Origin of the sequence: Nostoc sp. C117 (genome assembly GCF_043099735.1) — a bacterium.
GTDB lineage: Bacteria > Cyanobacteriota > Cyanobacteriia > Cyanobacteriales > Nostocaceae > Nostoc.
The window spans coordinates 2252410-2277749 of record NZ_CP170991.1 but is presented as its reverse complement, the minus strand read 5'-3'; the positions used below and the strand labels follow the sequence as shown (position 1 = coordinate 2277749).

Here is a 25340-nt window from a genome sequence, read left to right as displayed (position 1 = left end):
ATGAAACGACGACAGTTGATGGGTTATGCTGGGGCGGGGTTGGTCACAGCTTCAATTACTACCTTGGGTTCCAACCTCCAGGCTGACGCACAATCTAGCGGTTTATCAGTTAAGTGGTTGGGTCATACCTGTTTTCTTTTTACTGGTAGCGGTGCGAAAATCCTGGTCAATCCATTTCGATCTGTCGGCTGTACTGCTAAGTATCGTCGGGTAACAGTTGTACCAGATTTGGTAATGATTAGCAGCCAACTGCTTGATGAAGGTGCTGTAGATGTACTACCGAAGAATGCAAAACTGATTTACGAACCTGGAGTCTACGATTTCCAAGGCATTAAAATCCAAGGAATTGCTATAGACCACGATCGCAAAGGTGGTAAACAATTTGGTTCAAATACCGCCTGGAGTTGGAAACAAGGGGGTATTAATATTTTGCACTTAGGGGGAGCTGCTGCACCCATTACCATTGAGCAAAAAATTCTCATGGGGCGTCCCGATCTGTTATTGATTCCAGTGGGTGGCAGTGCAAAAGCCTACAATGCTGAAGAAGCAAAGCAAGCTATTCAAGTATTAAATCCCAAACTGGTTATTCCCACTCATTACCGGACACAGGCCGCTGATGCTAATGCGTGCGATATTTCGCCAGTGGATAATTTTCTCACCTTAATGCAAGGTATGAAAGTGCGGCGTAGCAGTGCAGATAATATTTCCATTAGCCCTAAAGATTTGCCAGAGAATGGGGAGATTCAAGTTTTAAGTTACAAATTTTAAGAGGTAGGTGTTAAAATTCAAAATTCAAAATTCAAAATTCAAAATTCAAAATTCAAGACACTTTCAGACGGGGATTTAAACCCTTTGATTTACTATAAGGGAGCAGGGGGCATACTTCGACTGCGCTCAGTAACCAGGGGGCAAAGGAGATAATACTAACTCAGCACTCCTAACTCAGCACTCCTAACTCAGCACTCCTAATGCCCCATGCCCCTAGATTTTAGAACGTATACCACTCTGGGGTAAGCTTATCTGCATCGCTGATGGGAGTCTCAACGGCTGTTGTCGAATCAATAGTCCAAATATTGTCTGCTGTACCTGCTGTCTGATCGCGCCAGTAGATGTCGGTCTTACCATCGCCATTGAAGTCACCAAGGGATGGTGTCAGAGATGCACTATTGTTCGGTAGGAAAGCTTCAGTTCCAACTGTTGTACCATCCATCAACCAAGCGGTGTTCTCACCTGTGGTTCCATTGTGCCATAGAATATCGGTCTTACCATCGCCGTTAAAATCGCCAATTTTAGAAGTCCAGGATGAGTCAAGTGTTCCCAAAGCGCCTTCTGTCACTAAGATACCTCTCATCGTCCAAACCTTGTTCTCACCTGTTTGAGTATTTCTCCACAGCAAGTCTGTGCTTAAGTCGCCGTTGAAATCGCCAACGCTAAAAGTCCAGGCTGCGTCTTGTGATTGCAGGGCAAATTCGCTCTTCTGTGTACCATCCATAAACCAAACGCTGTTATCGCCGGTTGTCTGATTGCGCCAGAAGATGTCACTCTTGCCATTGCCATCGAAATCAACAATGGTAGGAGTGAGGGCTAGGTCTGTTTTATCTAAAATAGTTGCATTGAGAACTGTCGTGCCATCCATTTCCCAAATAGCGTTATCACCGGTGTTAGTATTATGCCAGAAGATATCGGTTTTGCGATCGCCATTGAAATCGCCAATCTGAGCAGTCCAGGCTGGAGCAACAGTGGTTACAGAAGCCGCATTCGCAACTTTGGTTCCATCCATTAACACAATGCTGTTCTCACCGGTTGTCTTATTGCGTAATAAGAAGTCGGTTTTGCCATCATTGTTGAAATCAGCAATTTTGTAATCATAGGCAGATAGGTCAAATTTACCTAGAGAACCCTGTTCCAAAACTTTTGCTCCATCCATCAACCGAATGATAATCTCGCCGGTTGTAGAATCGACCCAAACTTTGTCTGTTTTGCCATCACCGTTGAAGTCAGGAGTAATCGCCGCACTGGTTAAGTAAGGATTTGGATTGGGGTTTGCTGAAACCACCGCAGATTCTTGTGTTTGCGAAGAACTCTTACTTTGAAAAACTGAATCAGAAGAAATTGAAGGATTTAAATTATCAAGAGGAGATGATAATGATTGTGATTTTAGGAAAGATTGTGATGCCCATTGGGATGTATTCAAAGACAAGCCTGAGGAATCTTTACTTCCAAACATGGTGTTTTTTTATTACTGGTTGTTACCTTTTTTTAACTTTATTTCCCAACCTCTTTCTGTAACCAAATAACATTTACCAGGGTTTCAATATTTCTTTATAACTATTTTTTCTTGCTTAATGTCAGTCTTTAAAGACATATTTGTATTTGTTTTAAATGATTTATTAAAAAAAATCAAGCACGATATAAACAATTAGAAAATAATTTATGTATGTCATGATTTATAAATAAAAGTTGGTTGTGTTTTGTTGTTGATTCAATGTTTTATGACTTGAGTGGAAATAAATATTGGCTATAGAGTTTCTCGTTTGAGTGAGGTATATCTCGTTGAAATCAGGTACTAAGGGTTAGAGAATGCCGAAAAACTTGTTTATATACATCTAAGGGTTCGGCATCTCCCTAAATCCGTTTTAAAATAGAGGGAATAAAGAAATATTTGATAGTTCTTAGACATCCTTTTAAGAGTTAGAGGCTAGGATGTACCTCAATACTTGTCGGTTAAGGGGAAAAGGGGAAAGAAAAAACCTTTAACCTTTTCCCCAAACCCAATTCCGAGTTAAAAATGCACAAAGCGAGCAGTATTGGGATGTACCTTATATAATTGGAAACTGCTATAAAATAACTTAGATTAAAAACTACCGAGAAGCATTATCTAAGCGTCCTCTGGTTGTCAAAAGTGTAAAATAACACAATACTTTCAAATATATCAACTATGCAAGCAGAATATCGGCAGCGTCGTGAACGGTTAATGGCAAAAATTGGTAATGGTACAGCCATTTTTCGGAGTGCGCCAATGGCAGTGATGCACAACGATGTCGAGTATGTTTATCGCCAAGACAGTGATTTCTTCTATCTGACTGGCTTTAACGAACCAGAAGCAGTAGCAGTGTTAGCGCCGCATCATTCAGAACATCGCTTTGTGCTGTTTGTCCAACCGAAGGATCGCGAAAAGGAAGTATGGACTGGTTATCTCAGTGGGGTAGATGCAGCGAAGGAAATTTATGGTGCTGATGAAGCGTACCCCATTAACGAGTTAAATGAAAAGTTACCGCAGTATTTAGAAAAAGCCGATCGCATTTACTATCACTTAGGACGCGATCGCGGTTTTAATGACCAAATTTTGGCACATTACCAAAGTTTACTACGGACTTATCCTAAACGCGGTACGGGACCGATCGCCATTGAAGATACCGGCACAGTCCTCAATAGTATGAGACTAATCAAAAGTGAAGCTGAGTTGGAGTTAATGCGCCAAGCTGTGGCGATCGCAACTGAAGCACACAATTACGCTCAAGAAATCGCTGCACCTGGACGTTATGAGTATGAAATTCAAGCGGAGATGGAACGCATCTTTCGGGTGCGGGGTGGAATAGGCCCGGCTTATCCTTCCATTGTGGCTTCCGGGGTGAATGCTTGCGTACTGCATTATATAGAAAATAATCGGCAAATGCAGGATGGAGAATTACTGCTAATTGATGCTGGTTGTGCCTATGGTTATTACAATTCTGATATTACCCGGACGTTTCCCGTAGGGGGTAAATTTACGCCAGAACAAAAGACACTGTATGAGATTGTTTTAGAGGCACAAAAACAAGCGATCGCTCAAGTGCAACCAGGTAATTCCTTCAAATCAATTCATGATACAGCAGTGCGCGTCATCACTGAAGGTTTAGTGGAACTTGGTATTCTCCAAGGTGAAATTGACAAGTTAATTGAAGAAGAGAAATACAAACCATATTATATGCACCGTACCAGTCATTGGTTAGGTTTAGATGTACATGATGTGGGAGTTTACCAGCACGGTGAAGACAAACCGCAGATTTTGCAACCAGGTCAAATTTTGACAGTGGAACCAGGACTTTATATTGTGCCTGATACTAAACTCGCAGAAGACCAACCGGAGACTCACCCGCGATGGATTGGTATTGGTATTCGCATTGAGGATGATGTGTTAGTTACACCTAATGGACATGAGGTGTTAACTGCCAAAGTTCCGAAAGCAGTGGATGAATTGGAACGATAAAAAAGCGGGATGGTAAGCTAATCTGCCTTTTGACGGTATTTGGAAAAGGAGCGAGGGTGTGGGTGTGTAGGGAATTAAGAAGAATTATCTCTGTTTCACACTCGTACATTGAATGTCTCTTAACACTACACCCAACACCCTACCCAACCCAAAAGAATCGGTAGGAAGCGATCGCCCCTGGAGTGACATTCGTGATGTCTCTGAATGATATTTGAAATCAACTACATCCCTCCACATATTCAACCTCCGGCAGTTTCCCTGACCGGAACTGAGTGACACGCTTACCGTCAGTCTCAAATACGACCCGATAATTTTTGTCAGATTGGTCTTTTGGTACAAATGTCAAGTAGTGACCACCTTGAACATAGTTATGAGGCGTCACCCTAATTTGTCCTGGATAGAGGGACTTAATCTCTGCTTCGGTATCACCGATTTTTGCACCTTTGACAGTAGTAATTTTGCTATTTCTCCACACATCGACCCTGGAAATGCGACCCTCTGTTACCATAAACCCAAGATCCTTTGGTTTTCCTTGTGGTTTCACGTAGTAACAACTGTTATTTGGTGGATCGCCAACTAGCCGAGTACCACCAGCTTTTGCCGCTTCAGAAACAGTCATCCCAATTCTTATTTGTTCGATACCATTGATGAACAATTTGGATTTATTTGTGAGTTTTGTCTGTGCTATAACTGTTCCCACGGTCATAGATGAAAGAGCAAGAGTGAGGGTGGCAAGAGTCAATAATTTAGGTTTACTATTCATTTGCTGCAAAGAAAAATGGGTAGATACTTATATACAATAGCAATGTTCTCAGTTTCGGACTTTTATTCCGGTGATTGATAAAATTAGGTTCTAGATTAATAGTTCAACCAAGTGGATGAGGCGAATATAGTTGTTAATTGATATAATCTAGGTCTTTGATGAATGCCGACTGTTTTGATGGTGTGAGTAATTTGTTCGCATGATATATTTTGGGTCAAATCCTGATTTTTACATTGTTTTTTGTGCGTTACTTACGTTTCTTGAGAAGAGTACAAGATATTAATATGAAAAAAATTCAGGTGCTAATACTTGCCGGGATTTTAGTAGTGATTATCTGGGGTAGTTTATTTTCAAACACTGCTTCATCCCAGCAAGTAGAGTCCCGCCTAAACAACCTTGAAGCAGACTTAAATCGTGTCGAATCGCGGCTAAACCAGCTAGAATCCCAACTAAAACAACCCCGCCAATCTTCCTCTCCAAGAACAATACTTACTCCACGACAGTCAACAAATTCCAGACAGAATTTATTACAGCAAGATCCTATGTTTGATCGGCTGGCAACTCTAGTAATTGAATTGAAGCAACAAGTCAACAAATTAGAGGAGCGAGTTTCTAAAATAGAATCACGCTGAATATTTTAATTGCCTAACAGTGTCAAGGCTAGATAAGGTTTAGGAAGATTTTTTCCCATCCGAAACCATTTGCGAGAGAAGATATGCTGTAAAATCTAGCAACTGATCCAGCAAAAAGCCAATAATACCAATGTAGAGTATGGCCTCGATTATAGAATCAATATTACCAGTTTTATAACTATCCCAGAGAAGAAACCCTAGTCCTTTTGGACCTGTCAACATTTCTGTAGCAATAACTGTAAACCAGGCTACCCAGACCCCAACTTTTAGAGCATGAAATATATGGAATATAGCTACTCTAAAGTTATTATTCTGTCTATGAAAATGTCGCATACCTATTGCAGTATTAATGATTATTGTCCATAAAGTTCCAAAAAAAACTACAACAATAGCAGCAGGTTCACTTTCTCTAAAGACTATTAAAGCAATAGGTAGCAAAGCTATAGGAGGGATACTATGTGGTATCTGAAATATCCGTCTGAATAACTGATAAATCATGCTATTCATGCCGATCAAATATCCGATGAAACTACCCAATACAGCGGCTGGAATGTAACCAACAAATAATCGTTGCAGGCTAGCTAATAATTCTAAAAACATGTTATTTTCCATGCCTCAGTTCTCATTGAGAACATGTAGGAAATACTGGGATAACAGGACAAAGCAGCATATCTTAGAAATCATTTACAATTGGTAGAGAAAAGTGATTTTGATTACACTTCCTCTTCTTTCACTACAAGATTTTCTATATCTTCTCCTCCTTGGCAGTTAGTCAAACCATTTTAGGTATTGTGATGATGAGATAGGAGTAGTACAAAGAATAGGTAAAACTTGGCTTTACTAAAATTTATCAGAAAAAGAAATCATAATTAGTAAATTAAATACAATTTCTGTAATTTACTTGTTTAATGTCTGTATTAAGTAAGAATATCTAAAACTTTTAATACTCAATAAATATACCGATCCTAAATTATTTCCTAATAACTAGATCCCCGATTTCTCAAGAAAATCGGGGATCTGAACCTTACGATTTTTACAAATCACCGCTGTTTTACTTCTAAATTCTGAATTTTGCTGTAACTCCGATCCTTGATGTTGTAATATTTACTATTATTTATTTCCCAATATTCCGCTTCATTTGTTCTAGTTCATCCTGGGTTTCCCAACGGCGAAACTTTTCTTCTAAGTCGTCAAAACCAGTGGAATAGCTGCTAGTTTGATTCGACCAGCCATTGGTTTCCAAGCGTTCTTGGGTTTGCGCTTTAGCACGGGCTGTCTGTGCTTCGGCGGCTTTGGCTTGTACTTCTTGTCGCCGCTGCTGAATTTTCCGTAGTAATTCCTGGGATTGGTTAGTGCGTTCTTTTAGCCCTTGCATCTGTCCCCAGCGTTGATTTCCTTCGCGCAATAAGGCGGCTTCTCGTTCACTCGCCGCAATCACTAAATCTTGTCTACCAGCATCTTTAGCTTTTTGAACGCGGATGTGCCAACGCTGGATTTCTTGAGCGGTAGACAGAATTTCCTCTTGCGATCGCTTTTCTTGTATTTGTAAATCTGCGATCAGCTTTAATGTATCTTCCTCTTGCTCACGCAGCTGTTCTAGCAGCGCCTCTAACTCCAAATGTGGATTGTTACGCAAGAATTCTTCTAAACGGTTTTCTAGAAACCGACTCAAATCATCAAATAAGCCCACTGCTAGAACTCCAGAGATCGGGTATGTGACTATTTTATTGTAGTAATTACCATCGTGGGCAGAATGTAAATTTTAATAGATTGCATCATCTAGTAATTTAAATCGCTGATATAAAAGTCAAAATCCACGGTTATAGACTAATTTTATGTCAAAAAAAGCACATTCATTGTGGGTCAATAGGCGAAGACTATAGTATAACTAAGTTAAGGTTTACCAGTTACAACAACCTCTTTAGAACTATTGTTAGATTGAGTTATAGCTTTCCTACTCTTATTTGATAAGTCATTAGAAACTGTAGTTAATATTTCTCGCAAAATTAGCTTATTGTTTTCAATATATAAACTAGTATTTGTTGTTTCAATAACTTCTTTTATAAAGTTAGTAAATTTACTACTATAATTTTCTCGTTTCTGGTCAAAGTTTGGTATATTATTTCTCAAAATTTGATGAACTTGAGACATGGGAATACCTCCTTTTTTAAGCTGATTCGCTTGCTCGCTATTCTGTTTTATATCCTGCAAAATTTTTTTAGTTACCAGAAAAATATCATCATTTGATGGACTATTGCTAGGCAATTGAGTAACTTGAGTTTCTTCTATTTTGGCTTGAGGAGCAGGTATAGGTAGAAAGCGATCGCAAACAGATTTAAGGACACGATTGATTTGTCCTTCGTAAGCACATCCAATTACAGTTTTTCCATATTCATGGAGCTTTTTAGCTAAAGCTGCAAATGCACCATCACCTGATACAATCACGAAAACTTGCAATGTAGGACGGCTCTGAGCTAATTCCATGACATCAATAGCCAGTTGCATATCTGCTGCATTCCGTTTATGACTGTAATCAAAAATTTGAACTGCTTCAATTCCAAGTTCTTGAATTTCATTCTTTAGCAGCCTTAATCGAGAATCACTCCAGTCAGCATAAGCGCATTGAATAGCAATTTTATTAACTAGGTTAGTTTGTTCTAAATTTGCTTGAATTTGTTTGAGAGAGAAATTTAAATTGGGGTTACTTCTACCCATTGTTAAGTTTTCAATATCATAAAAAATAGCTGTATTGAACTGCTCAGATTTAGATGAAGTATTGGCCGTGACAGTAAACTGCTCTAAACGAATCTGGCGCTGTTTTAACTCTTGAAACTCAGCTATTAAAGATGTTTTCTCGTACGTTGAATCGGAACTAAATACTTCTTGTTTTAACTGTGTAATTACTGTTTTTAAGTCATTGAATTGTAGTTTTGCTTGCTGTAATTCCTGTTGTAATTGCTCAGTGACTATATTGATTTGAGTTTGAGTTTGGACAGTCCGCTCCCGGAGTTCGCCAAGGGTTTTAGAGAGGATATGTTGGCGTTGCTGATAAGCTGTTACTAAAGCTTGCTGGGCAATATTCCATTCTTTAGGAAAAGCCTCACGGGTACAAACCTCTAGAATTGTTTCATAACCAGCGATCGCTATTTCCAAATTACTCACACGATTACCTTGGTCAAAGTCTTGAATTATTGTACTTAGTTTGACAATGACTCTGGCTATATTAGGAGCATTGGCAGGTTCTTTAGCAAAGCGATCGCTTACCCAACTTCGCAACATTAAAGCCAAACTATGATTAAGTTTGCTTAAATTATGTTGCAAAATTGGATATACTTCTTGATTTTGATATGTTGCTCTTAATAAATCGATCAGGAAGGTTTGCTCCTGCTTCGCAGCTTCATTTGACATAGCTAGCTCCCTAACAATGCACCTTTGGGGTTAGTATTCCCAATTTTGTATAGTATCTAACAAAAGAATTCAGGAGTCAGAATCCTAACTCTTAACTCTTAACTCTTAACTGCTAACTTTCAAATTTTACTTAAAGTGGCGTCACCCAATAACTAATACCTCTAACAACTTTATTTTTAAAACCAAATAAAGTATTAGGCGTAGGTTGGGTTGAGCGAAGCAAAACCCAACGTGGATAAGAGTGTTGGGTTTACTTGCGTTAACCCAACCTCCAATTTTTTTTACAACAATTTAGTCTTGACACGCCACTACTTTAGTTCGTAGCCATAACTTTAATACCTAGATAACTTTTGAAGCTCTGACTACAAGACTATCAAAATTTGTAACGTGAAATACTAATCTATATCTCTTTTAGCAAAAGGATCTATCCAATCTGACAAACCATTCATACGGTCAATTTGTTGAGACAGAATAGTAGGTATCCACTGATTCTTCCATCCTAAATTATATTTTTCTCCTGTAGCTCCATAAAACAAAGTTACTGAAAGAGAAGTACAGTTGCACGTTCCTCCTAAAGATGAAAAAATATCATAGACAACACATCCAGCCGAAATATAGCTGTTAGAATAGCCCCCTTTAGATTTTGGTGTAAAACGAGTATAGGTTTCTTGAGAGATGCTTAAAACCCTGAAAGAGACTCCTTCTTTTCTCCTACCTCTTTTTTTAAGATTGATCTCTACAAGTTCTCTATCCCAACTATTATCAACGTTTACAGCGTAAGCAATAGCTGGTCCTGGAGTCGATACTGTTGTCAGTTCATACTTATCTTCAGCAGAAAGACGACGACGTTCCCCATTACTGTAAATACCATAGCTAACACGACTCCACTCTTTAACTACGCCAAATGCACTATGACCAGGAACATTTTTTATTCCATGTCTTAGTGAAGCTAGAATAGCTGCGTATCTGACATTTTCATCAGATTCTTCCTTTCTTACCAAAGTAGACTGCGTTGGTTGTGGATTAGGGATATTTATGATGGTCTTTCCATTTCGATAAAATCTTTGATTAGGATTTCTAATATCGCATGTCCATGTATGAGCGCGTCCAGCATTGTTTCTTTCAGGTAAATCAATGCAGTTACCAGTAGAAACTACCTGGAGAATTACAGTACCACCACCACCATCAATTTCCCGAATATTTTGATCGGGATCGTTTGGATTACATGGAAAAGTATTAAATTCTTGACCAAGACTATAATGAATATTGATACACATACCTGTTGAACGGTTACGAAGAAGTTTTCCTCCTTGACTACCACTCAATTCATCAAACTGTTGATCTGGATCATTTATATTTAATTGGAACTGACTCATTCGAGGATACGAATCAAAACGTCTAAATTGGTTGTTAGTATTCAGAGCGTATCCATCAATAGTGCTATAGGTAGTTGCATTAGCTTTAGGTGAAATACATACAATAGATAACCCGACTCCTAAAAAACCAAATACTACCTTCGTCAAATGAGAATCAAGTTTGAGTTTTTTTACCATGATAGAGATGCATTAGCCAATAAACTATAAAAAGCTCAATCTTTGCAGAAATAATTAACTTGCAAATTAAGCTATTGTGACAGTTATAACTAACCTTAATTTTTAATGACTATATTTCTTGTGTTACTTAGTTAAATCTTTATACTGAATAATTAAAACTTATAAATTTAGTGTTGTAAATTATTGTGGCTCTTGCGTTGGTTTTATGGTAAGTCCTTAAAATCGCAGTTTTATCGAAACTCTCAAAAATTTAAAATCTAGTCATAGCAAGCAACACAGACTATGATTAGGTTTTATTTATTATTCGATTCCATAAAACGAACTTAAGAGCCATTATTGCTTAACTCACAACACGACTCTTTTTAAAATATTAAAGTGGTGTAATCCAATAATTAATGCCACGAATAACTTTATTTTTAAAACCAAATAGAGATAATTTATCTTCAGGTAAACCTATATAAGTCCAATGTGGGACATCATTTTCTACAGTTTGAAACCAACCATTTTCATTGAGAGCTTTTCTCTGTTGTTGATTTGATATGCGTAAATCAATGGCTAATCCCCAGAGATGTTGTGAAGTTCCGGGAGGTGCAACTAAACCGAGAATTTTTGTTTCTTTACCTTGTTGAACTTTTGCTAAAACATCATTATTAGCATATTTGTGCCAAAATAATAAGTTTGTGTTGAAAGTGCGAGTACAATCACCAGAACCATAACCAGATTTTAGCGGAATTTTTTGGAGCGATCGCGCTTTATTTAAAGCATCTGCTGCCGACTTTTGTAAGTAACAGTCCTTAGTTTCATCGACACGACCCATTGTGAGTGTAGTTTGAAATTCTTGGGCTTCTTGCTCATTAGCAAAGATATCTTTTTGCGGCAATTTAATTGCTATATCGGGATTGACAAATACTGCGCCATAACTACGTAGCAAAATATATTCATAAGTATTTGCTTGGGGAATTGTAGTTAATTTCTGGCTAATTGCAGATAAAAAACGCTGTTGGTCATTTAATTTAGGGTCGGGCGTAAATGGTTTTGGTATTAACTCTTTTGAGACATCTTTGCAGGGTAATGAATTAGTACTCAAACATTCGTTTAATGGTTCAGCAGTTCTCGCCAAATTATGATGTGTAATTTCATTACTAGCTACTAAAACAAAAATCATGGAAATAACTATAGTAATAAAAGTTACCTTTTTTGTAACTCTCTTAATGAAATATTTATTATTTTTCATGTGTTTCCTTTTTTAAAAGTTTGCATAGTTCTTTCGATAAAACTCATAAATTTATTGTAATAATCCGTTATTCACAAATTGTAATCATAGATGAATAACGATAATTTATAGCAATTTTTCTTTGAATGAGTTAGATGGGCAGTGTCGCACAACTGTGCAACCTTACTATATCTGTGGTTGTATCTCGAATTTATCTATTTTGGCAAGATATCTAAAATATACATCAGACATAAATCAGCTTGTGTTAATGGCTGACAAGCTGAAAATGTTTGGTAAAAAATAGAAATATTTTTATGATTGAGTAATAGTAAATTTGATAACTTACTTATCAGAAAGATACATCCCTGAAACCACTGGAAAGGTTAAAATTGAAAAGAACTCTCAGCTTGCCTATTCTGTAAGTATGACCATGCACAATTCCGTTGAATTCCAAGACGCTTTTGATGTGATTGTCGTCGGTGCAGGTCACTCCGGTTGCGAAGCAGCTCTCGCCTCTGCTCGCCTCGGTTGTCGTACCTTGCTCTTGACACTCAATTTGGATAGAATCGCTTGGCAACCTTGTAACCCAGCAGTGGGTGGCCCAGCTAAATCCCAATTGACCCATGAGGTAGATGCACTTGGTGGAGAAATTGGCAAAATAGCAGACCGCACCTATTTACAAAAACGCATCCTCAACTCTTCACGGGGACCTGCTGTTTGGGCGTTACGCGCTCAGACCGACAAGCGCGAATATGCGGCGGTGATGAAAAATGTTGTTGACAACCAAGAAAACTTGAGCATCCGCGAAAGTATGGCGACAGACTTGGTATTGGGTGCTAACGATGAAATCATTGGCGTTGAAACTTATTTTGGTGTGGCGTTCCAATGCAAAGCTGTCATTTTAACAACTGGCACCTTTTTGGGTGGCAAAATTTGGGTGGGTAACAAATCGATGGCGGCGGGACGGGCTGGAGAATTTGCGGCTGAGGGATTGACACAAACCCTGCATCGCTTGGGATTTGAAACCGGCAGACTCAAGACTGGAACTCCGGCACGAGTAGACAAGCGATCGGTGGATTATAGTAAAATGCAAATCCAGCCAGGGGATGAAGATGTCCGTTGGTTTAGCTTTGACCCAGATGTATGGGTAGAACGGGAACAAATGCCTTGCTATATGACCCGTACAACTACTGAAACACATCGCTTAATTAAAGAAAATTTACACCTGTCACCAGTTTATGGTGGTTGGGTGGAAGCCAAAGGACCGCGTTATTGTCCCAGTATTGAAGATAAGATTGTCCGTTTTGCTGATAAAGAAAGCCATCAAATCTTTATTGAGCCAGAAGGAAGGGACATACCCGAACTTTATATTCAAGGATTTTCTACAGGGTTGCCAGAAAATTTGCAACTCCAAATGTTGCGATCGCTCCCCGGTTTGGAAAAATGTGTAATGCTGCGTCCAGCTTACGCCGTGGAATATGACTATTTACCTGCAACTCAGTGTTATCCCACACTGATGACCAAGAAAATTGCGGGGCTATTTTGTGCGGGTCAGATTAACGGCACTACCGGCTATGAAGAAGCCGCAGCCCAAGGCATTGTGGCGGGAATTAATGCAGCTCGGTTTGTCCGCTCAGAGGAAATGATTATCTTCCCCCGCGAGGAAAGTTACATCGGGACACTACTTGATGATTTGTGTACCAAAGACCTACGGGAACCTTACCGGATGCTGACTAGTCGGTCAGAGTATCGGTTGCTCTTGCGTTCTGACAATGCCGACCAACGCCTAACACCTTTGGGACGCAAAATCGGTTTAATTGACGATCGCCGTTGGCATTTATTTACCGAAAAACAAACACAGATTACCACAGAAAAATCACGGCTGCACAGCACGCGGATCAAAGAACACGATGAAATTGGTATAGCGATCGCATCTAATACCCAACAAGCAATTAAAGGTTCAATTACCTTAAATGACTTACTGCGCCGTCCGGGATTTCATTACGTTGACCTCGAGAGGTTTGGACTGGGTAACCCCAACCTTAACCGCGCCGAGAAAGAAGGTGCAGAAATTGACATTAAATATTCTGGCTATCTTGCTAGGCAACAAAATCAGATTGACCAAATCGCCCGCCAATCTCACCGCCAGCTACCTGGGGATTTAGATTACACCAAAATTGATACTCTTTCCAAAGAGGCACGAGAAAAACTGACTCACGTAAAACCACTCACCCTCGGTCAAGCTGCACGTATAGGTGGTGTAAACCCAGCGGATATTAACGCTTTATTATTACATCTGGAATTGCGTAAAACCAAGAGCCAGCAGGAGTTTCCAGCGTTAATTTAACAAAAACTTCATAAAGGGCGAGTATAGTAGTAAAGAGGGAGATGGGTATGATAGATGACATAAGTCTTAGTACTGCCATCATTAACGATCCCCAGATTGAAGTTCATTTTAATACCACCGCTCAATAACTCGTCTCCATCAGACGGGAGATTGGATATTGGATCGATAATCGTGATTAAAAGGCAGTAGGAGCGGCGTTTCCCTGTCCTAGCAACAACCCAAAACGTCTATGTTACAACAACCCACCACCCGTCTCATAGTTCCAGAACCATCAGAAGACTTAATCGCCAACGAACCTTGGTCGATAGAAAACTATGCTGATGGCTTAATGGATGAACTCTTTGCGGATATCGACTACATTCTTGATGCTAGTGGTAATCTGGCTTCTGGTGCCTTTAGGCAAAGTAGTCAGAAAAAATCAAGCCAGTCCTTTGACGGGGTTTCTCCTGAAGTTCAGATCGGTTCAAACCGGCGTTCTGACTTCTCTCCAGTTGTTGCAACTGGCACTGTTAACCCATTACAAACAGTTATCCTACCAAACACAGCCAATAATTCGGCAGAATCATTTACTCAAGCTAACCACAAGCAATTGAGTACCGTTGTGTTTGAAGGCGCCACCGTGAAACCAGTTACTAGAAGGCGTCAGAAAAGCAGTTCTGCTTTAGGCAAACTGCTGATTGTGGGAACGACATTAGGCGTGGCGATCGCTAGTACGATCTACTTGGTACAGTCTGGCGTAGTACATCTTTTAAATACTCAATTGCCCGACTCAGCTCTTGTATTGCCGCAGTCCCAGTCACAATTGTCCACAAAACCAGAAATTGAGGCGGAATTAGTTGACTACATGATGGGAGCGCTAGCAGTTATAGACAAGCAAGATGGAAAAAATCAGCAGAATTCAGTCAGAAGTGGATTTTCCAGTCAAGCAAATACTAACCAGATAGCCCTTGCAAACGAGCAACCAACTAGTAATTTACCACCACTGCCACCTTTGGCTAACAATACACCATCAACTCCTAACCGTTCTGGAAACGTTGTTGAGCGCGTCTACGTCCCGGTTTATCAAGCGCCATCACCAATGCGTTATGCCCTTCCAGCAATTCCTGGCACTCCCACACTATTACCACGAGTTGCTAGTGTCTTACAGGGTTCTCAACCCAATGTTGTGAAAAGTGCCTTGAATACTGTGCGACAAGCCGCCAAGCCTGCCACTGTGAATATGTTGGCTGCGGCTGTGCAAGGAGAACTCAAACCTGTGGCTACGAAAACTGCATCAGTTAAGGTACGACAAAAACCCAATCCTCTACCTGCATTACCAGTTGTTCCATTACGGGCAGCGCTAGCACCAGAACCAACTATCACTGAGAATCAGATATATTTGCCAACTCCGATCGCAGATGCTCCTAGTAGTACTTTAGAAGGATTGCTAGAGTTGGGCAACAAATCTGCTGCTTTGTTTAAAATCGATGGCGTGAGTCGTCGCATCAATATGGGTGAAAGCATTGGTTCAAGCGGTTGGACACTCGTAGAAGTTAGTAATGGTGAAGCAGTCATCCGGCGTAATGGTGAAGTGCGATCGATTTACGCAGGGCAAAAATTGTAAGGACTTCCCAAAAATCAAATATTCTATGCTCAATTATGATAATCCCTTTTAGGAAGAGTCAGGGTTAGCGATCGACTGACCCTGATTCCTCTTGTAGTGAATTCAGTAATGATGGTTTAATTTAAACGTTCAATCTTACAAAAATTCCCACAACTAAAACTTTCATTTGAGTTCAACAATTGTGAATTCTTCTTCAAAATGCATCGAACTCACTGCGAATTAGCTTCTAAGTGGTGGGTTAATTTCAAAATGAACGTGATGATCGTGACCAGCAGCATGGGCACAAAGCCCCTCTTCAATTAGCTGTGGATCGTTGAAAAAAACTGCTCCCTGTTTTACCAGCTTTTGTTTGCGAATACACTCGATCATTGCTCGCGCAGTATCTCGATCGTATTCAGCACTCGACCAAAAAATGCCACCAAAATCCCCATTTTTTCTGGGTAAGAAAACATCGCACATCATACCAGTTTCATGCCCCTGATGGTCGGGAGTATCTCCTCCATGAGGAAGGCTAACATCATTAATTGCAAATAAAGCTGCTGTAGGGTGAGTTTTCCGATAACTGTTTTGGTAGTCTTGGGCAATTTCTTTAATCGCATCAGCTAACCACTGTGTTCCATAATCGTGGTGATCGTCGGTATCTGCGAGTTCCCCGTTGATCAAACCATTGTTAGGGTTGCTTTCTGGCATTAAAATCCACTGTGGTGCATTAGCTGCTTGCAACCATCGATGAGTCATTTCACCAACATCAATTCGACCATCACCATTAACAGTACTGCGACCAGCAATAATTGATTGAAATAGTTTAATTGCGTCAAATAATCCTCTATTGATATCTGCACTGTTAGGATCGCCTACCCAGGTGTAGCCTAGCTCATACAATCGCGCTTTAACTGCCTTAACATCCTCATCTTCATTGACTCCACCAATTCCTACACTACCACTGAGTTGAATCAACTTCGCTCCTGATAAGCTGGATGCTATGGGTTGTTGAGTTCCTTCATCTTCCTTGCCATCGAAAGGAACCACAACTTTAAGATTGATTTTTAGAGTTTGATCGTCCACTGTAATGAGCATCTGGCGATCGCCTTTTTGTTTAAACACAAAATCAAATTGCCATTTGCCCCCTTCTCTGATTGATACATTTGGCCCAGCAAATCTGTCGTCGATGGTTACCGCCAAAACTTTTCCAATGTCAGCTAAACGTGCTACACCCTCAACCCGAAAACTTTGCCCTACTTCCAGTTCTTGAGGCGCACGAATTAACTGTAGTTGTTCCACTGGGGCAACTACAGCAACTCCACCTCTATTAGCCAGTAAATTCTGCGCCTCTGCAAGCAAATTCACAACTTTAGCAACATAGTTAGGATCGGATGAATAGCCTTTACTCTTAAGGAAACCAAGGAAATTTTCTGGTGTATTCGTATAATCTTCTAAACCTTTATAGGGAGTGCGAGTTAAAAATTTCCAATAACCAATAATAAAAGCATCTATGTCTGTAAATTTACAGAATTCAACTTCGTCTGGTTCAGAATCAACTTTAATTTTAAATGGTTCTGCAAACCCTTTCATGTCAGGATATCGCCATTTTAATCCTGCAAAATTGTTTGCATCCATAGCAAGTTTACTTTCAGCTTTGCCAGACTCTAGTAACCATTGAGCGAGGGTAACTTCTTTTAAAATTTGCCGATTAATATCGGTAATTTTATCAGATTTAATTCCCACTTTACTCAGGATTTGTTTTAAGTCTTTTTCCAGATAATTATTGACCAATTCATTTAGTAATGACATCGATTTATCCTATGAAAAAATGTTTCAATATTAATGTGAAAACTGAGAGATTTAGATATTCGACTTATTTAATAAATTAGGTATCTTAGCTCGACTTTATCCAAAATTGTTTGGTTTTCTTTATACTGGAAAAACTCTGGCTCTTTAGCAATTATTTTTCCCCACCCAAAAACAAAAACTACTATCCCACAGAGGTTTCAACTTAGGCGATCGCCTTGCAAAAAACAATGGATAAAGTCGAGCTTAGAGAGAATTAGTTAATCTTCTCTAACTTTGCTATGTCCCGCATAAACAAAATGCTCGTCTCTATTTCCTTGGCTTTTATCAGGCCACTTAACCCAATAGTGATTTTCCTCAAAACGGAGATCTAAAACTTTGTAACTTCCTGGTTTAATAGTGATTAAAGAATCTTGTGGGAGATCTGAAGACTGTTCTGTAGAGGGTTTTAAGTAAGTTTGTTCGCTGATTTCTAAAACGTATTTTTTATCAGTTATAACTTGTTCGTGCTTAGACTCACCAATTAATCCATCTTTAATTGCTTCTGCCATCTTTTCAGCATCAAAGAGATCCATATCAGTTTTTGAGTCACAAAAGCAGCACTCAATTAAAATAGCTGGCATTTCTGTATTCTTCAGAACAAAGAAACCTGTATTTTTCACTCCTCTATTATAAAAACCAAGTTGAACAATTTCCTTGAGAACTGATTGAGCAATACCTTGTGATGTATTACTAATACCGTAAACTTCTGTGCCGTGGGCTATGCCGTTGAATTTATTGAAGTGAATCGAGACAAAGACATTAACGTTATTGTCGTTTGCCTTATTGGTTCGTTCTCTGAGAGATTCGTTTACAGTACTAGCTTTTGTAGCAGTGCAATCAATAGCAGTATGTTTTGCTGCTTTGAGTTTTTGGATTAAAAGTGTACCAACTGCTTTCGTTAAAACATCTTCTTGTTTGATGCCTGTGGCTCCTGTATCTGGAGGGCAATTGTGTCCCATATCAATACCAAATTTCATAGACTTAATCTCCGTTTTATAGATTTTGATGTACGCATTATATTTTACATGCTGTATTAATTATGAACCCAAATGCGATCGCTCTGTCAGTGAGAAAAAGTGAGTCATTAGTGTAAAAATTTGTTACATTTAACATAAAAATCTTCTTCAAAACAGAAATTTCATTTATTGAACCCATAAATAAGCAGGCTGACCAATGACGGCAAAAGAAGCGCTGAATCTAGTCGATATTCTTTTATGGTCTACGTTTGGACACAGACTCAATGACATTCAATCCGTGGTTTTTCTGGAAAGTTGGCTGGGACGCACCTATGCGGAAATTGCGGTGCAGATAAGTTATGAACACGACTATATTAAACAAATCGGTTCCCAGTTGTGGCGATCGCTTTCTCAGATAGTTGGTCAAGAAGTTTGTAAAAAAAATATCCAAGCAGTTTTGCGTTGCTACCAGCAGTCTCCAATAAATATACAGACTTCCGAAAAAGCAATTGACATCAACACCTTTCAATTAGATAAAACCAAACAAATCAAAGCAACGAGTCAAATAGGGACAATCATGAACCAAGCTATTGAGGGAGTAAGCTGGACAGCTTACGATTTAGAGGTTCTACCCGAAAATGAGTGGACGCGCTATGAAATTATTAATGGAGAACTCTTTGTGACTCGCACTCCTCACCGCCGTCATCAACAAGTTTGTGTTAAAATTTCTCGACAACTCGATACTTGGTCAGAGTTGAGTGCTTTAGGAGAAACAATTGTGACTCCTGGATTACTTTTTTCCCAAGCAGATAGTGTCATCCCGGATGTAGTTTGGGTAAGTCGAGAACGACTGCTACAAATTGAAGATGAAGCGGGACATTTGACAAGCGCACCAGAGTTAGTCATAGAGGTATTATCGCCTGGTAAACAAAACGAACTTCGAGATAAAGAAGCAAAACTGAAACTTTATTCAATTAACGGTGTGCGTGAATATTGGATTGTCGATCGCTTCACTCAAAAAGTTGAAGTTTATCGTCGAGACAAAGCACAGTTAGTTTTAGTTGCAACTTTATTAGATGATGATGAAATCACATCCCCACTGTTACCAGCATTTTCTTGTTCTATCCGTCTATTTTTTCCGAAATAACCGAGTAAGATATGCTTAAAAATTAAAGATTAACAATATTTCATATGGGGTTTAAATTCCCATATGAAAACTAATCCTCTATGTAAATATGGTTGCCTTCAACTATTTAATTTACCATCGAGAATAGCAATCTGAAACTCTTATTTTTTATAGATGTCTTATGTTATGTTATTTTCCCTAACATCTGCTTTATATTATCTATGCTTGAAGAATTATTATTAGGTCTAATTTGTGGAGATTTAATCACAAATGATTACCCAAATATCGTATAGAACTCATATTTGATTTTTGAACAAAACTCACTACACCTTTATTCCTTCTTCCCAGTCCCCAGTCCCTTACCTCTACGAGTGATTCAGAAATCAAATCCGATTGCTATATTCAGTTATATGAACATTACCCGCAAATGGTAGAATAACTGTAAAAGTAGTTCCTTCACCGATCGCACTTTTGATAGTAATCTCGCCACCGTGCAAATCTACAGCTTTTTTGACGATGGACATGCCTAATCCTAGTCCGGGAATATTGCCGGTATTACTGGCACGATGAAAAGGTTCAAAAATGTGTTCAATGTCAGAAGCGGGAATGCCAATACCAAAATCTTGAATTTGGAATATGGCTTGATAGTTGGTAGTGCTGACAGAAAAATTAACTGTGCTGCCAATGGGAGAATATTTTAGAGAATTAGAGAATAAATTATTTAATATTTGCCGCAACAATGTAGCATCTAAGTTAGCTTGGGTGCATTGGCATTGACTGCTAAAAGCGATCGCGTGTTGCAAACCATCACCCTGTTTTAATTCTGCTAACAGATGGTGGCAAAATTCCACCAAATTCAACGGTGTTGGATTAAACTCTAAGGTTCTGATTTCGTCTTGACTCAGCACCAATAAATCATCCAACAATTGAGTCATCTGCATCACAGATTTTTGAATGCGACGCAGATGGGTATTTTGTCGCTCGTCGCTCCATTGATGGCGATAATGTTCCAATAATTCCGCAGAAGAATGGATAGCAGCCAAAGGAGTGCGAAACTCATGGGAGGTGGTGGTAAGCAAGCAGGATTTGAGTTCACTGAGTTGTCTTTCTTTGGCTAGTGCTTCTCGCATCGCCTCTTCCGCCCATCGCAACTTTGCTTGGGTTCGCTTACTTTCACTAATATCCCGCAATAGCCAGCGTAGACTGATTAAACGACCTTGTTGATTACGCACAGCAGCCACTTTAACCGCAGCGATAATCGGCGTTTTATTATGCGGTACCAAGCTGACTTCCCACTCTTGGGTTTTCCATTCGGGAATTTGGGAACTATCGCGCAAATGAGTCAATTTGAGATGAAAAGCAATTACTTCTTTCTCAATTACAAAAAACTCCAATACTTCCCCCATCAGGACACTTTTAGAAACGTTGAATAGGGTAGTAGCCGCAGAATTAGCTTCCTGAATTACTCCTTTTGTATTAGTTACCAAATAAGCATCTGGTACTTGCTCAAATAATTCTTGGTAGCGTTGACCTTGAGCTACTAAGGCTTGTTGAACATCCGCTAATTCATCATTCTGCTGCTGTAAGTCTTCATTCGCTATTTGCAATTCTTCCAAAGCTCGGTAAATTACATTGAATACTGTGGAGACAAATTCAATATTTTCCTGTGATTTTTGCTCTTGACTTTGGTCTTGCAAAACAGCGATGAGCTTACGCATATTTTGGATCTGCAAGGCTAAATCGTCCAGATTCACGCTTTTGCTCCTATTGGATATCTAGAATTGGGTTTGCTTTCAGATTCCTTCCTGGGACGATTTTAGCTTTTAGAATTTAATCGTTATCAGTTATGAGTTACTAATTATTAATTATCAGCTATAAAGCTGTTAACTGATTATTATTGACTGCTTGGAGAAACTTGCTTATCAAGTTAAGCTGATGCGCGTCTAAAGTATATAAACTCTCTTGATGGTCGTTGACTGTTAACTGTTGACGGGTTTTCAGTCATCAGGTCAATGTACAAATTAAATGCGTAACAGCTTACGTACTCCTCTGGGGATCTGGCTACGCGCAGCGCCTCGTCGAGAGCGTCATTTTGAACTCACGGCGGTACTAGTAGTCTACCAACCCAAAAATGCTAAGTGAGGACTGGGGAAAGGGGAAAGGGAAAAGGGTAAGAGATTTAAACCCTTTCCCCTTTCTCCCTTACCCTTTACCCTGCAAAGTTGGCTTGACAGACTACTAGTTTATTTTTCTTCACATAGCTTGCTTTTGTTGTGCTAATTTACTTATGTTGGTCTTCAATCAATGGAGAGTTGACGACGCAAAGTAAGTCTGCATAACGCCTATACAAGCTAGGCGTCTGTTACAAAGCGTCTGGAAATTATAAATTATAAATTATGAATTATATTGACTAATAGCTAAACAATCAGTTTCCGCCCACCAAGCATATATAGGAGTATCGCGGTCTGGTAAACTACCAAAAGTATTTGGTTGTAAAACATTGATGCTGATACCATTTGTTAATTCCACAATGTAATTAACATGTGTACCCAAATACATAATGTTGACAAGTCGTCCTTCAAAACAGTTTGTGGGTAAATTGGGTGGATAAAGTGAAAGCTGTATTTTTTCTGGGCGTACACTCACAACTACCGCTTGTGATAATTGAGTTGGTGTATCTTCAGCGCGGGTGACAATAATTGAGAATCCAGTTTTCGTCAAAATTTCCACATCAGAAGAGTTAACCGCTAGAATTTCACCACTGAATAAATTAGTATCGCCAATAAAATCAGCAACAAAAGATGTTTGTGGACGTTCGTAAATTTGGCTGGGAGAGCCAATTTGCTCTATTTTGCCTTGATTCATCACCGCAATGCGATCGCTCAAGCAAAGTGCTTCTTCTTGATCGTGTGTCACCATCACAAAGGTTAATCCCAAGTCTTTGTGTAAATTTGATAACTCAACCTGCATTTCCTTACGTAATTTTAAATCTAACGCCCCTAAAGGTTCATCTAATAGGACGACGGCGGGACGGTTAACTAAAGCCCTGGCCAAAGCAACGCGTTGCTGTTGTCCGCCAGAAAGTTGATTGGGAAAGCGCGATCGTAAACTTTCCATTTTCACTAGTTTTAAAGCTTCTTGGACTCTACTTTCAATTACTGGTTTACGTAATTTTTTTAACCGCAGTCCGAAAGCGATATTATCCCACACATTCAAGTGGTTAAATAAAGCGTAACTTTGAAATACAGTATTGACTGGTCGGCGGTAAGGAGGCACATTAGTCATAGACTGACCCTGAATCAACAGTTTGCCACTGTCAGCTATTTCAAAGCCAGCAATTAAACGTAGTGTTGTTGTTTTTCCACAACCGGAGGGACCTAAAATACTAAAAAATTCGCCCTGTTTGACATCCAAATCTATTCCGTGTACTGCTGGTTCTTGGTTAAAAAACTTGAACACATGACGCAGTTCAACATCAAGTGGCTGAAAACTTGCGATCCCCCTCTGATTCTGCATGACAGTTTGAGCCATAAACCTCAGTAGAATGCCGTGATTTTACCTGATTTTGTCAATTTATCTAGTCTATTGTGCAGACGTGATTAATCGCGTCTCTACTTTAACACTTTGGTTTATTGTATCCGCCAAAAACAATTGTTCAAGAATATACTCGCCTAATTCTTTAGTACCCAGTAGTGGCTATCCTAATATTTACAGATAATCTTAATCTTGAAACACTCTTTGTCTTATGACTTTATTTAAACCATCCCCATTTGGGGGAACAAAAAATACACGTACAGTTGGACGCAGTTCGCAAGCGATATTTCTCATCATATTTACTCTCTTGATGGTGACGGGAATCAGCGCTCGTTTAGCATACTTGCAAATTGTTGAAGGTGCGAATCACCGCAAACGAGCCGAAGAAAATCGAATTCGGACGATCTCCAAACAACCAGAGCGAGGTAATATTTTTGACCGCAATGGCAAACTTTTAGCCAGTACTCGCTATCCTCGCTCTGTATATTTATGGCCGATGGCACATACCAAACCCTCATGGTCGGTTGTAGCTCCGCGTCTATCTCAAATTCTTGATATTCCCCAAGAAGAGATGGAAAAGAAACTAGATGAGGCTGGTGCTAACTCTTCTTCACTGATTCGGATTGCTCGTGATTTGAACGAAGCACAAATTACGGCCTTGAAGGAGTACGAAAGCGAACTCAAAGATGTGGAAATCTCTACGGAAGCAGTTCGCTACTATCCCCACGGCAATAAATTAGCACATGTATTAGGATATACACGAGAACTAACCCCCGATCAATTAAAAGAAAAGAAGCAGGAAGGCTACAGATTGGGTGATGTCATCGGTCAAATGGGAATTGAAAAGGCTTATGAGAAAATGCTGCGGGGGGAATGGGGGGGTCAACAGGTAGAAGTAGATGGTGCAGGTAGGCCGTTGCGGGTTTTGGGTGAAAAACAGGCCAAAGCTGGTAATGATTTGCACTTGACCATAGATTTAGATGTGCAAGAAGCAGCAGAAAAAGCTTTAGGCGATCGCAAAGGGGCGATCGTGGCCATCGACCCAAATAATGGTGCTATTTTAGCAATGGTATCTTATCCCACCTTTGACCCAAATATTTTCTCCAAACAAAAACTCTCCCAGAAAGATTGGGAAAGCCTACAAGGTAAAGGCCACCCCTTGGTAAATCGTGCCTTAAGCGCCTTTCCACCTGCCAGTACCTTTAAAATTATTACTACAACAGCGGGGTTAGAATCGGGTAAATTTTCTCCTGACTCAATATTAGAAACCTTTGGCTCTCTCACTGTTGGTGGAGTGACTTTTGGTGAGTGGAATCACGCCGGATTTGGACCATTGGGATTTCCCAGAGCAATCGCCATGAGTAGCGATACTTTCTTCTATCAAGTTGGCAGAAAAGTCGGTGGTCCAACTTTAATCGAATGGAGTCGCAAATACGGGTTTGGTCAAAAAACCGGCATTGAATTTGCTGATGAAGAATCAAAAGGGTTGGTTCCAGATGAAATATGGAAGCAGAGAGTTTTGAAGACGCCTTGGACTATAGGCGACACCATTAATATGTCAATTGGTCAAGGCGCTTTGCAAGTCACACCACTGCAATCAGCAATTATGTTTTCTGTCCCCGCTAATGGTGGGTATCGAGTTCAACCCCATTTACTCAAAGACAATGAACAAGCAAAAAGTTGGCGAGAGTCGTTAAATATGAAGGCGGAAACCATCAAAGTTCTCCGCGATGGACTGCGAAAGGTAGTAAGTGAGGGTACAGGTAAAAGCTTAAATGTACCTACAATTGCCCCAGCCTCTGGAAAGAGTGGCACCGCTGAAGCCGGTGTTGGTCGGCCAAATCATACTTGGTTTGGGGGCTATGCTCCCAGTAATAAGCCGGAAATTGTGGTTGTGGCGTTTGGTGAAAATTCCGGCGAACACGGTGGTACCATTTGCGGACCAATGGTTTTACAAGTAATGGAAGCTTATTTTCAGCATAAGTATCCCGGTAAGTATGAAAAACCTAAGTCTGAAGCATCAGAAACTAAAACTCACAATTCTGGACATGGTACCGGAGATTAGTGTCTGCCAACCCAAAAATGCTCTTTGAAGATTGGGGAAAGGTTAAAGGGAAAAGGGCAAG

At 39.7% G+C, this 25340-nt stretch carries 18 protein-coding genes; 7 read left to right on the top strand and 11 right to left on the bottom strand.

What is annotated here, in order from left to right; genetic code table 11:
* Complete coding sequence (locus ACFG4S_RS10425; protein WP_392534723.1) at positions 1-768, top strand: MBL fold metallo-hydrolase; 768 nt, start codon at positions 1-3, stop codon at positions 766-768.
* A 220-nt stretch (positions 769-988) separates the two neighbouring features.
* On the opposite strand, the gene ACFG4S_RS10420 is transcribed toward ACFG4S_RS10425, so the two are convergent.
* A complete protein-coding gene (locus tag ACFG4S_RS10420) occupies positions 989-2227 on the bottom strand; it encodes an FG-GAP repeat domain-containing protein (protein ID WP_392534722.1) in 1239 nt (412 codons plus the stop codon).
* Positions 2228-2938: 711 nt separating this feature from the next.
* Between ACFG4S_RS10420 and ACFG4S_RS10415 the strand changes: the two genes are divergently transcribed.
* The gene (locus ACFG4S_RS10415) at positions 2939-4249 is read left to right on the top strand and encodes an aminopeptidase P N-terminal domain-containing protein (RefSeq protein ID WP_392534721.1); all 1311 of its coding nucleotides are present in this window, start codon (positions 2939-2941) and stop codon (positions 4247-4249) included.
* A 217-nt stretch (positions 4250-4466) separates the two neighbouring features.
* On the opposite strand, the gene ACFG4S_RS10410 is transcribed toward ACFG4S_RS10415, so the two are convergent.
* Complete coding sequence (locus ACFG4S_RS10410) at positions 4467-5012, bottom strand: hypothetical protein (RefSeq protein ID WP_392534720.1); 546 nt, start codon at positions 5010-5012, stop codon at positions 4467-4469.
* Positions 5013-5296: 284 nt separating this feature from the next.
* Between ACFG4S_RS10410 and ACFG4S_RS10405 the strand changes: the two genes are divergently transcribed.
* On the top strand, positions 5297-5644 hold the full coding sequence (locus ACFG4S_RS10405) for a hypothetical protein (RefSeq protein WP_392534719.1): 348 nt from the start codon (positions 5297-5299) through the stop codon (positions 5642-5644).
* Positions 5645-5683: 39 nt separating this feature from the next.
* Here ACFG4S_RS10405 and ACFG4S_RS10400 read toward each other — a convergent pair whose 3' ends face one another.
* The 5 genes from ACFG4S_RS10400 to ACFG4S_RS10380 form a co-directional block, all read right to left on the bottom strand.
* On the bottom strand, positions 5684-6256 hold the full coding sequence (locus ACFG4S_RS10400; RefSeq protein ID WP_392534718.1) for a nitrate transporter: 573 nt from the start codon (positions 6254-6256) through the stop codon (positions 5684-5686).
* A gap of 502 nt (positions 6257-6758) precedes the next feature.
* Entirely contained in the window at positions 6759-7334 is a 576-nt protein-coding gene (locus ACFG4S_RS10395) for a TIGR04376 family protein (RefSeq protein ID WP_392534717.1), read from the bottom strand.
* 203 nt (positions 7335-7537) lie between these two features.
* Positions 7538-9052, bottom strand: a complete 1515-nt coding sequence (locus ACFG4S_RS10390) for an NYN domain-containing protein (protein ID WP_392534716.1) — start codon at positions 9050-9052, stop codon at positions 7538-7540.
* Positions 9053-9447: 395 nt separating this feature from the next.
* Positions 9448-10605, bottom strand: coding sequence for a hypothetical protein (locus ACFG4S_RS10385; protein ID WP_392534715.1), 1158 nt, complete (start codon positions 10603-10605; stop codon positions 9448-9450).
* A 370-nt stretch (positions 10606-10975) separates the two neighbouring features.
* Positions 10976-11839, bottom strand: coding sequence for a D-alanyl-D-alanine carboxypeptidase family protein (locus ACFG4S_RS10380; RefSeq protein ID WP_392534714.1), 864 nt, complete (start codon positions 11837-11839; stop codon positions 10976-10978).
* 403 nt (positions 11840-12242) lie between these two features.
* Between ACFG4S_RS10380 and mnmG the strand changes: the two genes are divergently transcribed.
* Entirely contained in the window at positions 12243-14165 is a 1923-nt protein-coding gene (mnmG, locus tag ACFG4S_RS10375; RefSeq protein WP_392534713.1) for a tRNA uridine-5-carboxymethylaminomethyl(34) synthesis enzyme MnmG, read from the top strand.
* Between the two features lie 229 nt (positions 14166-14394).
* Complete coding sequence (locus tag ACFG4S_RS10370; protein ID WP_392534712.1) at positions 14395-15768, top strand: hypothetical protein; 1374 nt, start codon at positions 14395-14397, stop codon at positions 15766-15768.
* Between the two features lie 219 nt (positions 15769-15987).
* On the opposite strand, the gene ACFG4S_RS10365 is transcribed toward ACFG4S_RS10370, so the two are convergent.
* Both ACFG4S_RS10365 and ACFG4S_RS10360 read right to left on the bottom strand, forming a co-directional pair.
* Positions 15988-17559 carry a glucosaminidase domain-containing protein gene (locus tag ACFG4S_RS10365; protein WP_392534711.1) on the bottom strand — a complete coding sequence of 524 codons (1572 nt, stop codon included), beginning with the start codon at positions 17557-17559 and terminating at the stop codon, positions 15988-15990.
* A gap of 257 nt (positions 17560-17816) precedes the next feature.
* Positions 17817-18575, bottom strand: a complete 759-nt coding sequence (locus ACFG4S_RS10360; RefSeq protein WP_392534710.1) for an N-acetylmuramoyl-L-alanine amidase — start codon at positions 18573-18575, stop codon at positions 17817-17819.
* Positions 18576-19131: 556 nt separating this feature from the next.
* Here ACFG4S_RS10360 and ACFG4S_RS10355 point away from each other — a divergent pair.
* Positions 19132-19701: a Uma2 family endonuclease gene (locus tag ACFG4S_RS10355; RefSeq protein ID WP_392535954.1), complete on the top strand. Its 570-nt coding sequence runs from the start codon at positions 19132-19134 to the stop codon at positions 19699-19701.
* A 362-nt stretch (positions 19702-20063) separates the two neighbouring features.
* Here ACFG4S_RS10355 and ACFG4S_RS10350 read toward each other — a convergent pair whose 3' ends face one another.
* Positions 20064-21434, bottom strand: coding sequence for an ATP-binding protein (locus ACFG4S_RS10350; RefSeq protein ID WP_392534709.1), 1371 nt, complete (start codon positions 21432-21434; stop codon positions 20064-20066).
* Between the two features lie 640 nt (positions 21435-22074).
* Entirely contained in the window at positions 22075-23211 is a 1137-nt protein-coding gene (locus ACFG4S_RS10345) for an ABC transporter ATP-binding protein (protein ID WP_392534708.1), read from the bottom strand.
* 214 nt (positions 23212-23425) lie between these two features.
* Here ACFG4S_RS10345 and mrdA point away from each other — a divergent pair, with 214 nt between their 5' ends.
* The gene (mrdA, locus tag ACFG4S_RS10340) at positions 23426-25279 is read left to right on the top strand and encodes a penicillin-binding protein 2 (RefSeq protein WP_392534707.1); all 1854 of its coding nucleotides are present in this window, start codon (positions 23426-23428) and stop codon (positions 25277-25279) included.
* Positions 25280-25340: the final 61 nt, after the last annotated feature.

Bases quoted from the DNA above. Each gene is read 5' to 3' on its own strand.
- ACFG4S_RS10380 (WP_392534714.1), bottom strand. From the start codon at position 11,839: ATGAAAAATAATAAATATTTCATTAAGAGAGTTACAAAAAAGGTAACT.
- ACFG4S_RS10355 (WP_392535954.1), top strand. From the start codon at position 19,132: ATGAACCAAGCTATTGAGGGAGTAAGCTGGACAGCTTACGATTTAGAG.
- ACFG4S_RS10425 (WP_392534723.1), top strand. From the start codon at position 1: ATGAAACGACGACAGTTGATGGGTTATGCTGGGGCGGGGTTGGTCACA.
- ACFG4S_RS10410 (WP_392534720.1), bottom strand. From the start codon at position 5,012: ATGAATAGTAAACCTAAATTATTGACTCTTGCCACCCTCACTCTTGCT.
- ACFG4S_RS10370 (WP_392534712.1), top strand. From the start codon at position 14,395: ATGTTACAACAACCCACCACCCGTCTCATAGTTCCAGAACCATCAGAA.
- ACFG4S_RS10365 (WP_392534711.1), bottom strand. From the start codon at position 17,559: ATGTCATTACTAAATGAATTGGTCAATAATTATCTGGAAAAAGACTTA.
- ACFG4S_RS10345 (WP_392534708.1), bottom strand. From the start codon at position 23,211: ATGGCTCAAACTGTCATGCAGAATCAGAGGGGGATCGCAAGTTTTCAG.
- ACFG4S_RS10360 (WP_392534710.1), bottom strand. From the start codon at position 18,575: ATGAAATTTGGTATTGATATGGGACACAATTGCCCTCCAGATACAGGA.
- mnmG (WP_392534713.1), top strand. From the start codon at position 12,243: ATGACCATGCACAATTCCGTTGAATTCCAAGACGCTTTTGATGTGATT.
- mrdA (WP_392534707.1), top strand. From the start codon at position 23,426: ATGACTTTATTTAAACCATCCCCATTTGGGGGAACAAAAAATACACGT.
- ACFG4S_RS10420 (WP_392534722.1), bottom strand. From the start codon at position 2,227: ATGTTTGGAAGTAAAGATTCCTCAGGCTTGTCTTTGAATACATCCCAA.
- ACFG4S_RS10390 (WP_392534716.1), bottom strand. From the start codon at position 9,052: ATGTCAAATGAAGCTGCGAAGCAGGAGCAAACCTTCCTGATCGATTTA.
- ACFG4S_RS10385 (WP_392534715.1), bottom strand. From the start codon at position 10,605: ATGGTAAAAAAACTCAAACTTGATTCTCATTTGACGAAGGTAGTATTT.
- ACFG4S_RS10415 (WP_392534721.1), top strand. From the start codon at position 2,939: ATGCAAGCAGAATATCGGCAGCGTCGTGAACGGTTAATGGCAAAAATT.
- ACFG4S_RS10405 (WP_392534719.1), top strand. From the start codon at position 5,297: ATGAAAAAAATTCAGGTGCTAATACTTGCCGGGATTTTAGTAGTGATT.
- ACFG4S_RS10400 (WP_392534718.1), bottom strand. From the start codon at position 6,256: ATGGAAAATAACATGTTTTTAGAATTATTAGCTAGCCTGCAACGATTA.